The 15096-nt window shown below is 44.9% G+C and carries 12 protein-coding genes and 1 pseudogene; 4 read left to right on the top strand and 9 right to left on the bottom strand.

All coding sequences use genetic code 11. The annotated features are described in order from the left end of the window. Positions 1-51: 51 nt before the first annotated feature. From JMX96_RS10615 to JMX96_RS10605, 3 genes are all read left to right on the top strand, one after another. Positions 52-1734 (top strand): carbon starvation protein A, encoded by a 1683-nt coding sequence (locus JMX96_RS10615; protein ID WP_191113583.1) that lies wholly within the window; start codon positions 52-54, stop codon positions 1732-1734. A gap of 115 nt (positions 1735-1849) precedes the next feature. Then, the gene (locus JMX96_RS10610) at positions 1850-2161 is read left to right on the top strand and encodes a cory-CC-star protein (RefSeq protein ID WP_201568976.1); all 312 of its coding nucleotides are present in this window, start codon (positions 1850-1852) and stop codon (positions 2159-2161) included. 72 nt (positions 2162-2233) lie between these two features. After that, complete coding sequence (locus JMX96_RS10605; protein ID WP_201568975.1) at positions 2234-3250, top strand: ArsA family ATPase; 1017 nt, start codon at positions 2234-2236, stop codon at positions 3248-3250. 25 nt (positions 3251-3275) lie between these two features. Here the strand turns inward: JMX96_RS10605 and JMX96_RS10600 are convergent, their stop codons facing one another. From JMX96_RS10600 to JMX96_RS10590, 3 genes are all read right to left on the bottom strand, one after another. Further along, positions 3276-4952 carry a DUF3482 domain-containing protein gene (locus tag JMX96_RS10600; RefSeq protein WP_201568974.1) on the bottom strand — a complete coding sequence of 559 codons (1677 nt, stop codon included), beginning with the start codon at positions 4950-4952 and terminating at the stop codon, positions 3276-3278. Between the two features lie 239 nt (positions 4953-5191). Continuing rightward, complete coding sequence (locus JMX96_RS10595; RefSeq protein ID WP_201568973.1) at positions 5192-6163, bottom strand: sterol desaturase family protein; 972 nt, start codon at positions 6161-6163, stop codon at positions 5192-5194. Between the two features lie 200 nt (positions 6164-6363). After that, the gene (locus JMX96_RS10590) at positions 6364-7764 is read right to left on the bottom strand and encodes a DUF2868 domain-containing protein (protein ID WP_201568972.1); all 1401 of its coding nucleotides are present in this window, start codon (positions 7762-7764) and stop codon (positions 6364-6366) included. Positions 7765-7983: 219 nt separating this feature from the next. Here JMX96_RS10590 and JMX96_RS10585 point away from each other — a divergent pair, with 219 nt between their 5' ends. Then, on the top strand, positions 7984-8775 hold the full coding sequence (locus tag JMX96_RS10585) for an SDR family oxidoreductase (RefSeq protein WP_265088988.1): 792 nt from the start codon (positions 7984-7986) through the stop codon (positions 8773-8775). 38 nt (positions 8776-8813) lie between these two features. Here the strand turns inward: JMX96_RS10585 and JMX96_RS10580 are convergent, their stop codons facing one another. From JMX96_RS10580 to JMX96_RS10555, 6 genes and pseudogenes are all read right to left on the bottom strand, one after another. After that, positions 8814-10382, bottom strand: coding sequence for a bifunctional 2-methylcitrate dehydratase/aconitate hydratase (locus JMX96_RS10580; RefSeq protein ID WP_201568971.1), 1569 nt, complete (start codon positions 10380-10382; stop codon positions 8814-8816). Positions 10383-10536: 154 nt separating this feature from the next. Further along, on the bottom strand, positions 10537-11163 hold the full coding sequence (locus tag JMX96_RS10575) for a GNAT family N-acetyltransferase (protein WP_201568970.1): 627 nt from the start codon (positions 11161-11163) through the stop codon (positions 10537-10539). A 71-nt stretch (positions 11164-11234) separates the two neighbouring features. Beyond that, positions 11235-13088, bottom strand: coding sequence for an ABC transporter ATP-binding protein (locus JMX96_RS10570; protein WP_227677025.1), 1854 nt, complete (start codon positions 13086-13088; stop codon positions 11235-11237). 38 nt (positions 13089-13126) lie between these two features. Further along, on the bottom strand, positions 13127-14380 hold the full coding sequence (gene prpF / locus JMX96_RS10565) for a 2-methylaconitate cis-trans isomerase PrpF (RefSeq protein WP_201568969.1): 1254 nt from the start codon (positions 14378-14380) through the stop codon (positions 13127-13129). Between the two features lie 76 nt (positions 14381-14456). Next, positions 14457-14717 carry a Txe/YoeB family addiction module toxin gene (locus tag JMX96_RS10560; RefSeq protein ID WP_037025847.1) on the bottom strand — a complete coding sequence of 87 codons (261 nt, stop codon included), beginning with the start codon at positions 14715-14717 and terminating at the stop codon, positions 14457-14459. A gap of 113 nt (positions 14718-14830) precedes the next feature. Further along, positions 14831-15079: pseudogene (locus tag JMX96_RS10555) on the bottom strand (type II toxin-antitoxin system Phd/YefM family antitoxin); the annotation flags it as partial. Between the last annotated feature and the right edge of the window lie 17 nt (positions 15080-15096).

The raw sequence follows: 15096 nt of genomic DNA, 5'->3' as shown, positions 1-15096 counted from the left end.
AAAAAGCTTGAACTTATAAGGCTATTGACTACTTGTCTAGGGAGAGATGAGATGAATAGTGCTATCGTACTACTATTCGCCGTTGCCGCTATGCTCTGCGGCTACGTGTTTTATTCAAAATTTATCGCCACCAAAATTTTAGCATTGGACAACAGCCGTCCTACACCCGCACATACGATGAAAGATGGGATCGATTATGTTCCCACCAATAAGTATGTATTGTGGGGGCATCACTTCACGTCAGTGGCAGGGGCTGCACCAATTATCGGTCCTGCAATTGCTGTTATTTGGGGCTGGGTGCCTGCCATTATTTGGGTAGTGGTAGGTACTATCTTTATGGCTGGTGTACATGATATGTCTGCTATTTGGGCAAGTATGCGCAATAGAGGGCAGTCGATTGGCTCTATCGCTGGTACTGTCATGGGCACACGTGTCCGCAGCTTGATGATGGTTGTCATTTTCTTATTACTACTGATGGTTAATGCTGTATTTGGCGTAGCTATTGCCAATATGATGATTAAGACGCCATCTGCGGTATTGCCCGTTTGGGGTGCATTAGTGGTTGCCTTCATCATCGGGCAGTGTATCTATCGCTACAATATGAATCTGGTCTGGGTGTCCATTATCGGGGTAACTGCCTTGTACGGGCTTATCTATCTTGGCCCTATGTTCCCGATTGTGTTACCTGAAACCGTCATGGGTTTGCCTGATAACGCAGTATGGATCTTGATCTTGTTCGCCTATGCGGCGATTGCATCGTTGTTGCCTGTATGGATGCTACTTCAACCTCGTGATTATATTAATGGCTTACAGTTATTTGTCGGTTTGATTTTATTATATGCCGCTATTTTTATCGGCACGCCTAATATTGTCGCGCCAGCCGTTAACACTGCATTACCAGCGGATACACCGTCACTTCTACCATTATTGTTTGTGACAATTGCTTGTGGTGCCATATCAGGTTTCCATGGTTTGGTTGCAACAGGGACCACTTCTAAGCAGATTGATAAAGAAGAAGACGTTCGTTTCGTTGGTTACTTCGGTGCATTGGGTGAGGGTATGCTAGCGCTTGGAGCAATCCTTGCAGCAACCGCAGGTTTTGCGACTCTTGGTGATTGGCAAGCGGTCTACCAAAAGTTCGGTGATGGCTCTATCGGTGCGTTCATCGACGGCGGTGCGACCATCTTGAATGCCGGCGTTGGCATCGACATGGTGCTATCACAGACAATGCTTACGGTAATGGCCGCATTGTTTGCAGGTACGACGATGGATACTGGCGTACGTTTACAACGTTATATCTTCCAAGAATTTGGTGAATTTTATAATTTACCCGTACTCAATAAGAGTGTTGTTGCAACGTTACTTGCTGTCGGAAGCTGTTTGTTATTAGCGTTCGGTGCTGGTGGTATCGATGGCGCGGGTGGTATGATTATTTGGCCGCTATTTGGTACAACCAACCAGTTAATGGCTGCCTTAACTTTGATGATCGTTACCATTATCTTATTACGTAAAGGCAAGCCAGTTTGGTACACCTTAGCACCATTGTCGTTCTTGTTGGTTATGACTGTCTTTGCCCTATTGATTCAGCTCAAAACCTTCTTTACTGATGGTAATTGGCTACTTATTATTATGGATATAATTATCTTAATCGCAACTATTTTAGTGACGTTTGAGAGTTTGTCTGTACTACGCAAAGAGTGGTCACTACATAAAGGCAAAAACGGTGAGGTTTAAACGTTAAACCATATTGAGTATCTGTTTAATAAAAAACGCTAGCAGCAATTGCTGGCGTTTTTTGTATCATATAGGCATGATAGATCATAAGAATTAAGTAAAATACGAGCACATTATGGAAAATAAAAACACATCGAATGATATAGAAAATGTTCAACCACTAGAGAACACTCAACCATGGTGGCAACGGTTTAAGAGTGGATTAAATGAGTTTTATCATGCGCCTTATCGTCAGACGATGGCACGCGCGGCACGTGATGAAGAAGATTTTTTTATGTTGCTTATGTTTGCTGAGAGTTTGGGGATTGATAATCCCGCCAGCTTTTATACATTAGAGTTGCAACCTCTATTTTTAGAGAACTTTCATGAGTGGCATACACGTATGGGAATGGATAGATGTCCATTTGACCACGTTGGTTGCTGCTAACAGTAGTGGATTGACTGTATAAACAGTAGCTAAATATTTATTAGATAATGAGACAAAATACGAGATAACGATATGGCATTACACCCTTTACATGGATTGGTAGAGCAGTTAGAGACACAACCGATTATATTTATCGGCGGCAAAGGTGGTGTAGGGAAGACCACCACTGCTGCTGCACTAGCGAGCTACTATGCAAGCCAGCAGCAAAAAACCTTAATTGTCTCAACCGATCCGGCACATAGTTTGGGCGATGTATTGAATGTACGACTCAATAATGAGACAACGGTGATATCACCTTATCTAGATGCGATTGAGTTAAATCCTGATGTGATTGTCGATGAACATTTTGCTCAAGTTGAACGTACAATTAAAGCTTATGCCAACCCAGATATGATGCCAAAAATTCGTGAGCATCTGAGGCTATCTAAGTCGGCACCAGGTGCCCAAGAAGCCGCGATGCTCGAATCTATGTGTCACCATTTAGTCGAAGCGGCAGATGCTGGGTATGAACACATCATCTTTGATACCGCACCGACAGGTCATACTTTGCGATTGTTGGTCTTACCAGAAATGATGGGCGCGTGGACGGATGGGCTGCTTGCACAGCAGCGACGACAGTCTAAGTTGCGCTCCGTGGCAAACCATTTGGACAGTCACAATCAGAAAAACGGCGCTCAAAAGAACGATGTAGCCAATCCATTTGCAGCAAAGAAATCAGATCGCTGGGAGCAAGCTGTATCTGTATTAGAAAAGCGCAAGCAACTGTTCCACCAAGCAGGGTTGCTACTACATGACCGTACACAAACAGCGATTGTGTTGGTGATGACCGCTGATGTCTTGCCATTGGCTGAAACCAAACGCGCTATCGAGCAATTGGAAGATAGTAAGCTCATGCCAGCAGCAATCGTCATTAATCAGCTGATATCAACTGCGCAGTCGGATGAGTTTTGGCGCCGCCGCGCTGAGCGTCAGCAACATCTGCTGCAGGATATCGAACAAAGCTTTACCAAGTACCCGCTGTATCCGATCTATCTGCAACAGACAGATGTACGCGGTACTGATGCATTGAGTGCGTTGTTAAGTGCATAGGGTGCATAGATAGTTCGCTAGTAATTTATGACTCACGCTTATACGACTGTAACTTACCTGATAGAGACCATGCCATGTCTGTGCGTAATAACTGAGCTTGTTCAGACTTGCCGCTACTAAGCGACGACCATTGTGGTTTACCACGTGCTTTTTTGAGTTCGCTTGGTAATTTGTGTGCTGGCCATACAGTAATTGGATTATTGTCTTCATCTGCATGGTCACCGTCGTCAGTTAACGACGTTCCAAGACTGCTATTTTCGCCCTTATATAATAACTGAGTGGCGTCTGTAGCAGCATGACCACGATGACGTAGGGCAGTTAGCAAGTCTAATGCTCGCGTGGCTAGCAATGTTAACGTTGCAGGATCAATATACAAGCGTTTTACCCCAGTAATCCTATCGGCAATACTGCTGGTATTCGATAGCAGCCCGCCTGCAATACCACCTATAGCGGCACCCAATCCCAGAGTCATACCTAGGGCTGCTGCATCGATACCTAGTCCTAGAAGCGCACCAGCTGCTGCCCCAGAAGTGGTACGAATGCCGTAGCTTTTGAGAAGCTCAGGGTCGAATGGGTCTTGTTGATAGGCTTGTAGTTCAAGCGGTGTTGCTGCAACCGCATTGTCATAAAACTTATAAAGGTTAAGGAGATTGTGCTGCATCGCACGCTCACTTTGCCTGACCGCTTCTTGCATTTGTTCTAAGACAGGAAGTGGGTCGTCATCTTCATTGATCTCGCGTACAAAGGCAGCAACATTCAATAAAAAATCAGCTATGATGATGTTGGCCTCATCATAGAGCTGCGCCCAGTCTTCCGTCCGTCGTTGCATCAGCTGCTCAAGCATTTCAGAGTGAGTAAGCATGGTGGCTAGGTTTTTCCATAGACGCATCTCATCTTCAAACTCAAACGCGACCGAATCGAAACGCGTTGAGATATGCAGATTGCGTCTTGCCAGCATCGTCTGCCAATCGTCGATATTGGCATTCTGACTGTCCGTGAAATTAAAAACAGGCATCACAGGAATCGCAGCCCAAGACAAAATCGCTAGCTCATCTTTGTATTTACCCAATACAGGCTCACGAGCATCTACCACATAAATGGCCATATCACTTGTCAGCAGCTGACGAATTACTTTGGCTTCTTGACTATAATCATAGGGCAAGTCATAACTGTCTGCACCTTGAGCGACATCCGCCGCCAAAAACTGCTGCAGGCGCTCAATACCATCACGACGACTGGCAGTATTATCCTCTAGCCAGTCCATAAGCCCTGAAGCATCTTCCAGACCAGGCGTATCGTATAGTGCTACCAGCACCTCACCAGTGCGACTGTCTGTCAGCTGTGCTTGCTCGACGTGACGCGTGGTCGCCGCTTCGTTTTTGACTTCACCGAAATATACGTCTCGCAATAAAGTGCGCAGTATAGAGGTTTTACCCGTATTGGTATGACCAACGACGGCTAATTTGAGCGGTTCACCACTGGCAATGGTTTTCTTTGCCATCCTTGACACTGGTGCTGTCGTTGCTGATGTATCGGTTGATACAGGTTGATTATCCTGAGTAGCTATTGACTTAGCTACTGTGGATTTTGAGGTGTTGTCTGAAGGAATACTTGAGACATCAGGGGCTGGCTCATAAGCTTTGTCCGCAAAGAGACCTGCAGGCTTATCATTCTCATGATTATTTTTATTGTCATTATTCATAGTAACGTCTTATATTTATTGATGGTAACAACACACAGTAGCCATTTATTGTAAAACAAATCTGATTGGGTATTGGTTATGAATGCGTATTGTCATATCATAAATCGTAGTCCACGCATTTGTAATCATGCTCTAGTCGGTTCAATATACATTAGATACAAGGAAGACGAGTGAAAGCACTACAAATAGTAGGCTAAGCGAGACTGACATCGTATCCAATGTATAGAGAATTGACTATATTAGACAGCACTTGGTGGACGCAGCAGTACCTTTAGCTTTTTCTTAAGCCCTTTGGCACGAAAAAACCGCTGCCACATACGGTAAAAAACCCCAAATATCAGGCTGACGATATTGTCATGACTGGCTTCACCAACGGCACCATATTGGACGGGGTTATTGGCGGTATCTTCTTCTACATAAGTGCCAAACCAGCGATCAAAAATAATGAGCACGCCGCCGTAATTTTGGTCAATATATTCATTATTGGTGCCATGGTGGGCGCGGTGATTGGATGGGGTATCAAAAACATACTCAATCCATTTTGGAAATTTTCCTACTGTTTCGGTATGGATAAAGAATTGATAAATCAAATCTAACGCATAAAAGAAGAATACCCAGACAGGATGTACGCCCAACATCATCAGCGGGACAAAGAATAGCCACCATCCCGTCACTGAGTACAACAGGCTTTGACGCATAGCAGTGGATAGATTCATATGGTCATCTGAATGATGCACGACATGCGCTGACCAAAACCAATTCATACGGTGTGACGCGCGATGGAACCAGTAATAGCTAAACTCAACCGCAACGAATATAGGGATAGCGGTAAGCCATGTCACCTCAATAGTAAATAAGCGATATTGATATAACCATAAGCAGATAGGTATGACGATAAGCGCTTGGACAATCAATTCAAACCCTAGATAAGAGCCGCCCAAGCTAAAATTGGTCATCGCACGACGCCAACTAAAGCTTTTACCATTGCCGCGCTTGGACTGATAGAACCATTCTGCTAAAAATAATAAGAAAAATGGGCCACCAGCCAGCGGTAGCAGCCACTCTTGCCAATACGCAGGTAGAATGCTCGCCAGCATTGGCTGCCATGACTCTGGCGCAGCCGTTAAGATACTTTGGTTTAATACCTCTTGGTAACCATCCAATAGTTGACCATACTGACCTAAGGTCATAAGTGAGTTGTCTGCTGCCATCTTGGGCTCCTAGCCACTATAAAACATCCTTGTCATCTTGATATGATGTCACAGCTATCAAAACGTATCTTAACAACTGTTATATCAATAAGTCTTTAGACCTGTTTAAGGTGATAGACCTATAATATTTATTTATTGTATATCATGCTAGTCATAATGATAATTTAAGATATGAGTAACAGATCAAAAATTAGAATGTGTTAAGTATCTATATCAACCAAGCCAATTTTTCGTGCAGAGAGCGCCGTTTGCCACTGCTGATAACGAACCACTTGTTTGTCTAATGGCTCATCATCGGTACGAGCATCAGTCAACCCTGTAGAAACGCTGTTATCACTAAGCAGTTGTACGATAAGCCCATCTTTGGCGTGAGCAGCGATTTGATCGAGTTTGCGTAGCGTACCGCGGTCGGGTAATGCGTTACTATGAATGCCAAGCAAGACTTGCACAGGATGCCCATCTAAGTAATTTTTGAGCCGTGCCATATCATCACGGTCATCAACGATACCAAAATTCTCAACCTCGCTTGATTGTTCAAGACTATGGCTGCTGCCATCAAGCCCTGACTGCCACCATTTGTCCTGATCTGCAGGGTATTCAAGCAGAGCAACTAATTTCTTGCCCGCACTGACCGTCGCCTTTGGTGCGATAGGTGCTGGCGCCTCAGTAAAATCATCAGCATCAACCACATGCCGCTGCCAAAAATTTAGGATTTTTTGATAATAGGGTTGTTTGATATCCAAACGCATTTTTTTGCGGCGGAACATCAATGCACAGAACGCCCATGCTATCGCTCGCGGTACAATGCCGTACATTAGCAAGCTACCAACTAGTAACCCCGCCCATTGCCGTGCAACAGACAGCGGCATGGCTTCGGTGACAAGCCTGCTCTGTGCGATCGCTGTACTGTCTGGCACACCAAATCCCACCATACTAGGTAGCCAGCCTAATACTTGAGTCAAGCTCACAAGCGCTTGATCAGAGAGTAAGGTTGACTCCCAGCTAAAGCTATACTGACGTACAACCAGCAAAAATATAATCGCAAGTAGCATACCGGTCAATGTCGCAAGCCACAACTGATGGCTAAACCGCCCCAAATACCAACGCATACCACTGTGCTGCAACTGCCGCTCATACAGATCGACGGCCGCTTTGGTCACATCATCCTTACCACGTATGAGATAACTTGGACTGACAAAGCTCGCAAACCAACTGGGTGATTGCTGATCTCGATTGACAAGGGTCATGACAAGCCAGCCACCAAGCATAATGGTATGAAAACCAAGTAGACAGACCAACACATAAAAGAAGTTCACAACATTAGACTGCAATAGCGTGAATAACCCCAAAAACCCTGAGATACACCACACCACGCTCATAACGATCATGATGCCCTTTATACGGCCGTCAATCTTACCCAGTACACGTGCAAGCGCCCCGTTGCTGTCTATACGTGACGCCCGTCGATACAGCTTTTGGATAGGCATACCGTCCTCGCCCTGTAGCTTTTCCGTGATTAATAACGGGTCAGTGGCAAAGACGTGCTGATCGGTCTCTAAAGCACGTACCAGCTCGGTCAGTTGGTCTTGGGGTGATAGCATAATGCGATAATATCCGTATGAAGGCGTCGATATAAGAAATGAGAAGCAAAAAATGCGCGTTTTAATCGTTATAGATTATTGTAGCTTATATAGAATAAGGATGACTTGTATTATTTTTATCATAGTAAACGCTTATAAAGTCAGCCAAAATGAATAAATGAAACCCAATCGTGTCAAAAAGCGTATTAAAGAAACCTATCAAAAAAAGGAAGGTGGCATATGAATAACGAAATGAATAATAAAACCTATCTTATCATCGGCGGAACAGGCGGTATTGGTCAGGCCATGGTGCAGCAGCTAATACACACAACGACTGTGAGTCAAACGGACAGTCAATCTCATCAAAGCCATCGCACACAAGTATTTGCTACTTATCATCGCAATGAGCCGAATATTGAAGCAGAAAACCTGCACTGGCTGCCAATGAATGTCAGTGATGAGGACAGCATTAAAAAAGCTGCCGATACCATCAAACAGACGGTCGGTCATGTGGATTGGGTAATCAACTGCGTGGGGTTACTACATACAGAGACAGCGCAGCCAGAAAAGGCCTTGCGACAGATAGAGACGGAGTTCTTTTTGCAAAACATGCAAATCAATGCCCTAGCAAGTTTGCTGATAGCCAAACACATCAAACCGTTGCTTGCCAAGGCTAATCGAAGCGTCAATCATCCTGCCGTTTTTGCTACCGTATCAGCCCGCGTCGGTAGTATCACTGACAATAAGCTAGGCGGTTGGTATAGCTATAGAATGAGCAAGGCGGCGCTCAATATGGGCATGAAAAACCTGAGTATCGAATGGGGCAGATCACTTAAAAATGTGTGTGTGGTCGTTATGCAACCAGGCACCGTAAATACTCAGTTGTCTGCACCATTTCAAGGCAATGTCGCTGAAGGGCATTTATTCTCGCCAGCGTATAGCGCGGAGTGCTTATTGGAAGTGCTCTCAGGTATGACTGCTACCCAGTCAGGCAGTTTTGTCGATTGGGCTGGAGAGTCGATACCTTGGTAGCCGTTAAGCTGACGTTAGCGTACTGTTAAGCCATAAATTTAATACGCTTCAAACAGCGCCATAAACTCATTAACAGGCGTCTGCTCCAGTCTTTCTTGCTCGTCGCATAACTCAACGATATGCTGACAACGACTCTCGATAAATCGAGTGGCCAGACTGGCGCGGAACTTTGCTTCCAGTACAGGGATGCCCTCAGCTCGCCGGCGTTTATGCCCGATAGGATATTCAACAGCCACTTTTTCTGTACTGCTGCCATCGTTAAAAAATACTTGAATGGCGTTGGCAATAGAGCGCTTGCTTGGGTCATGATAGTCTTTTGAATACTGCGCGTTTTCTTCTACAACCATCTTGCTACGTAGCTCATCGATTGACAAATGCTGCTCGTGATAGTCGTCTTCATAGCTCTCTGCCATTAGATCGCCTGTCAGCAGCGGCACAGCCACCATATACTGCAAGCAGTGATCTCGATCTGCTGGATTCGCAAGGGCGCCTTCTTTTGAAATGATTCGAATCGCTGAGTCATGTGTGGTTAGGACAATTCTCTCGATATCGTCAATTCTGCCTTTGATATGTGGGTGCAAAATAACGGCCGCTTCACAAGCAGTTTGCGCATGAAACTCAGCCGGAAAGCTTATTTTAAATAAGATATTTTCCATCACGTAACTACCAAAATCCCGCTGGAATTTAAAGCGACGATCGTCTTCAGGCTTTGTCGCTAGATCCTTATTGGTATGGCTAAATAGCACATCATAGAATCCCCACTGCGGTGCGGTTAATGCGCCAGGAATACCCATTTCACCACGTGCCGTTATATCTACCAGACGTACCGCACGACTGGTTGCATCACCTGCTGCCCATGATTTTCGGCTGCCAGCATTGGGTGCATGCCGATAGGTGCGCAGTGCTTGACCATCGACGATGGCTTGTGAAATCGCTGCCATGATGCGCTCACGGGACAGCTGATATAGCTTGGCGACGACGGCTGTTGATGCCAACTTGACCAAAAATACATGATCGAGCCCCACACGGTTAAATGAGTTTTCGAGTGCCAGTACGCCTTGAATTTCATGCGCCATGATCATGGCTTCAAGCACTGCTCTCATGGTTAATGGTGCTTGTCCTTGGCTGATATTTTTTTGACTAATATAGTCGGCGACTGCCAAGATACCACCCAGATTATCAGAAGGATGGCCCCATTCAGCAGCAAGCCACGTATCGTTATAGTCAAGCCAGCGCACCATGCAGCCAATATCAAAAGCGGCCTTAATGGGGTCTAGTCTATAGGAGGTGCCAGGGACGCGAGCGCCATGCGGCGTTATTTGATCGGGGCAATCAGGCCCCAAGTGCTTGGTGCACTCAGGGAAGCGCAGCGCCAATAGACCGCAGCCAAGCGTGTCCATTAGACAGTGGCGCGCGGTATTCCACGCATCAGTAGGGTTTGGGGATTGCTCGTCTATTGAATAGTTGAGAACGTAATCGGCGATTTTTTGAATTTCATTGTCATATTCTGGACGGACATTACTCTCTACCGTCGCATCGTTTGTATTTGAATTGGCTATATCTACATTGGCTGTATTTGAACGGTTATCTAAGTGATTATTTGACATGGTTAGTTCCTCATCCTGAGTGTGCTACTTCCTTGACTGAGACTGAGCTGATTGGCTCAGCCATCCTTTTAAAGGAGTCATCATTTAAAAGTAGCACACTCAATATGGAACAACCAATTTGAATTATGTTAAGAATTAAGACGTTAGCAACGGTCTAAATCATTAAGTACAACAGACCTAAAACAAACAAAGCGGCCATGATAAACAGCAGGAAACTTAAAACTTTGGTCGTGGTTGACGCATTGTCCGTACTCTCTTTTTTGATTTTGTTTTTCTTAGCAACGTATAGCACCATTTTTACATGCTCGATATTGTCCTCGAGATAATGCTCGCCTTCAGGTACAAAACCTAACGACTCATAAAAACTCAGTAAGTAAACCTGTGCCGAGATGATAATCGGACGCTTTTTACCATACTTTTTGCGGCACTGTGCAATAGCCTGATTCATCATTTGCCGTGCTAGACCATCACCTCTATGCTCTGATAGTACAAGCACTCTACCGATGGCTGGCATCGCGGTGTGGTTGGTCTTAATCGCAGGATCAGCTACTGATAGATTGGATTTTAACTTGTTAAACTCAGGTGGAATGATACGACAATAGCCAACCAATGCTGCGTTTTGATGAGCGATTAGGTGCAAGCAATCAAAATCCACTTCATCCATATCTTGATAGGCACAGTTTTGTTCGACGACAAACACTTGCGAGCGCGCCTTTAGGATATGGTACAGATCAACTGAGGTCAGCTCGTCAAAGGTTTTTAAAGAAAATTCACAAGTCATAGTGGGCTAGCTTCTGGCAATAGGCAGTAAAAGATTGGCATTATAACGATTTAGGCAAGCATTAACCATTCCTAACCGTTTAGGGTCTGGCTGATTTTGTCTAAGTTTAGGCTATCAGACATAGCGCTAAAGATTTCAAAGTATTTGCCGCGTTGGGCATAAAGTACCTCATGTGTACCTGTCTCAACCACTTCGCCATTTTCTATCACCACGAGATCGTCGGCATCGATAATTTGAGCGATATTGTGCGAGACCATAATGACGGTACGGTCTTTTTTGATCAGATCTAGGCTTTTTTTGACCTGCTGACTGGCGATAGCATCTAGACTGGCTGTCGGCTCGTCCAAAAACACAATAGGTGGGTCTTTTAAAAACATCCTTGCCAGCGCGATACGCTGCTGTTGACCACCTGATAGGGATTTGGCAGTACTCTCATAGCCATCAGCTAACCCTATAATCTGCTCGTGGATAGAGGCTTTTTTTGCAGCCACGATGATGTCATCTTCGCTGGCATTCATATCACCATAGCGGATGTTTTCACTAATCGTACCCGAAAAAATATGATTGCTCTGTAGGACTAGGCCGATACGCTGACGCAACTCATGGGTATCACAGTCGGCCAAATCATGCCCGTCTAGGCATATCGTACCAGCGTCTGGGGCATAGAACTTGACCAATAGATTGATAATCGTGCTCTTTCCTGCGCCAGAAAGGCCAACCAACGCGGTGATACGATTGGGCTTGATAGTAAAGCTGACGTTTTTTAGCGCTTGCGTGCCATTAGGATAGGTAAAATCAACGTTTTTAAGCTCGATATGACCTTTGAGGTTTTCGCTACTGATGCCATCGATGTTTTCGACTTGTTTGTCATCTTCTAAAATATCAAAAAAACCTTCGGCATAGGTCAATGCATTATTTATCTGGTCGTAGATGCGGTGTAATTGACGGATAGGGGCGGCGACGTTCTGAAATAGCATGACATGAAACAAAATCATGCCAATGGTCATCTCGCCTTTTAGCACAAAATAAGCGGTGAGAAGGATGATAACCACCACACCAATCTGCTCGATAAAGGTTTTGATGGCATCATAAATAAAGCCAATACTACGAATGCGTAGTTGATTGTCGGTCATTTCTTTTTGAATGGCTAAGTGCTTCTCAGCCTCAATTGACTCACGGACAAAGGATTTCACCACACTGATCGAATTAATTAAAGAGATCACCAAACCGCTTTTGGCTTCTCGAAACCCACGCATCTGCCGACGAAACCCTTGCAAACGCCGTGCTTGCTTTTGGCTGATAAAGAAGTAAATGGGTATGATAATAAGACCGACCATGCCAACCCAAAAATTGGTCGAAAACATAATGATAAGTGCCACAATTGCATTGGCAAATAGCGGTAGCATGTCGATAAAGAAATTTTGCACGAGGCTGGTTAAACTGCTGACCCCATAATCAATACGGGTTTGCAATTTACCACTGTCGTTTTCACTACTGGTATAAAACGCCATCCGATAGGTAAGGATGCGCTCAATGATTTTTTGGGACAAGTCACGTGACAAGTTGATACGAATCTTTTCACCAAAAAAACGCTGACCAAAAGAGATGAATATCGACAGTATCTCTTTAGTTAGCAAGACCGCGCTAATAATACCTAACATACGCAAACCTGCCTGCCATGGCTCGGCAAGCGTAGCAATTTCGGTCAAGGTATCGACGGTATAACGCAGTACAAACGCATTGACCTGAGCCGTAAAGGAGCCTAATACGGTCAGCGCCAAGGTAGCGATAATAAGCAAGCGATAAGGTTTAGCAAATACCGCCAGTTTTTTTAGAATATCCCACAGCAGTGCCCGCCGTTCTTTTTTTTCGACGGGAGGCTTTTTGTCCAACTGTACGCGGCGTGGCTGGGGAGATGTTGGCATAAAACTCTATCGCAAATTAAGATAAGCCATGGCTACGCTTAAAATGCATCCGCTGGCACAAAAATTTCACCAACCATGATACGCCTTGCTGAGCGACTCATCGACACTTTTTTGGCTTGCCAGCGCCCATCGACCAGTTCGGTTTTTCCGCCAACGAGCAATGTACCTGATGGATGGCCAAAACGCACCTCTGTCAGCTCACCAGCGCCTGCTGCTTGATTGACGAGCGTGCCTTGTGTGGTTGCTGCGGCGGCAATAGCGACTGCTGCTGTACCCATCATAGCGTGATGCAATTGACCCATACTCATGGCACGTACCACTAAATCAATCTCACTTGCATTAACCGACTTACCACTAGAGGCGATATAGCTCTGTGCTGCGCCAACCCAAGCAATTTTAGGAATGTGTTGACTGGTCTGTGCCTCGCTTACGTCTTTAAATAGTCCCATCGCAACGCCGCCTGTAGCACGGATTTTCTCAAGCTTGGTAAGTAGCTCGCTGTCACTATTAATGTCGCCTTGTAATTCAGTACCCGTAAAGCCTAAATCTTCAGCTTTCATAAAGATGGTTGGGATACCCGCAGTAATGAAGGTCGCTTTGATGCTATCAGCGTTTAGACCGCAGCCTGACACATCGAATTCATCGACTAAGTTACCAGTAGGGAACATGTCGCTAGTAGCATCTACAGGGTCAATAAACTCAATTTTGACTTCAGCGGCTGGGAAGGTGACACCGTCTAATTCAAAATCGCCCGTCTCTTGAACCTGTACTTTGTTATTTGCGTCTTTATAGATGGGAACATGAGCAATAATCGTTTTACCGATATTTTCTTGCCAAATGCGTACTTCACAAATACTGCTTTCAGCATTTTCGTCGATACTATTAGCAATTTTGTCAGCATCGACCAGGCCCATATTAATGGCGCAAGCACCAACCGCTGCGGTTAAGTTGCCACAGTTACCCGCCCAATCAATCATAGGCTTAGCGATATTGACTTGTCCAAAAAGATAATTTACATCGTGATCTGATTTATCAGAGGCCGATAGAATAACCGTTTTTGACGTACTAGAGCTACCATTACCTAAGCCATCGATTTGCTTGCCATAAGGATCTGGGCTGCCGATGACACGTAACAAAAATTTATCACGTGATTCACCAGCGACTTGGCAACGCTCAGGTAAGTCAGATAATTTAAAGAACGTACCTTTTGAGGTACCACCGCGCATATAGGTAGCAGGAACGGATATTTGCGGGGTGAAAGAAGGTTTTGATTTAGAATTGGTTTGGGCCACTGTATTAAGTCCTTTTTATATTGTTATAAGAGTAGGTATGGTGCCATCAGTAAGCATAAACGCCTAAGAACGCTCGTTAATAATGATAGCGACAAGAGATAATCGTCAGATAGTTATCATCGACGGCATATACCAACCGATTGGCGTCATCGATGCGTCTTGACCAAAATCCGGATAGGTTTTCTTTTAGGGGTTCAGGTTTGCCAATGCCTTCAAACGGATTACGCTTACATTCGGTGATGAGTTTGTTAATACGTTTGAGTGTTTTTTTGTCTTGCGTTTGCCAGTACAGGTAGTCTTTCCATGCAGCGTCTGTCCATGCTAGTTGTTCACTCATTGTTAGACCCTTTGCATTGATTAAAGCCTTTGAGTTCAAGCACTTTCAATATCGCCATCCGTATGCTCATTATTATTGCTGCTACCATCACCTTTATCACTATTTTCTACCGTATCAATTAGCTCACGCGTAACAGTCTTGCCAGCTTTATATTGGGCAATAGAGTCCGCTAAGTGCGCTGCATTGGCAGGAGATTTTAGCAGATAGACGGTTTCCATCAGGCTGTTGTAATAATCAAGCGACATCACAACGGCATCATCAGCGTCACGGCGGGTTACGATAGTGGCGTTGGCATCATCATTTACCGTGTCTAGGACGGACTTTAAGTGCTTTCTGGCTTCTGAAAAACTAACGACTCTCATGGCTTACTCCTTTCATG

Origin of the sequence: Psychrobacter sp. JCM 18900, assembly GCF_904846625.1 — a bacterium.
Lineage (GTDB): Bacteria > Pseudomonadota > Gammaproteobacteria > Pseudomonadales > Moraxellaceae > Psychrobacter.
The sequence above is the reverse complement of the archived record's forward strand: the minus strand, read 5'-3'. Positions and strand labels throughout refer to the sequence as shown.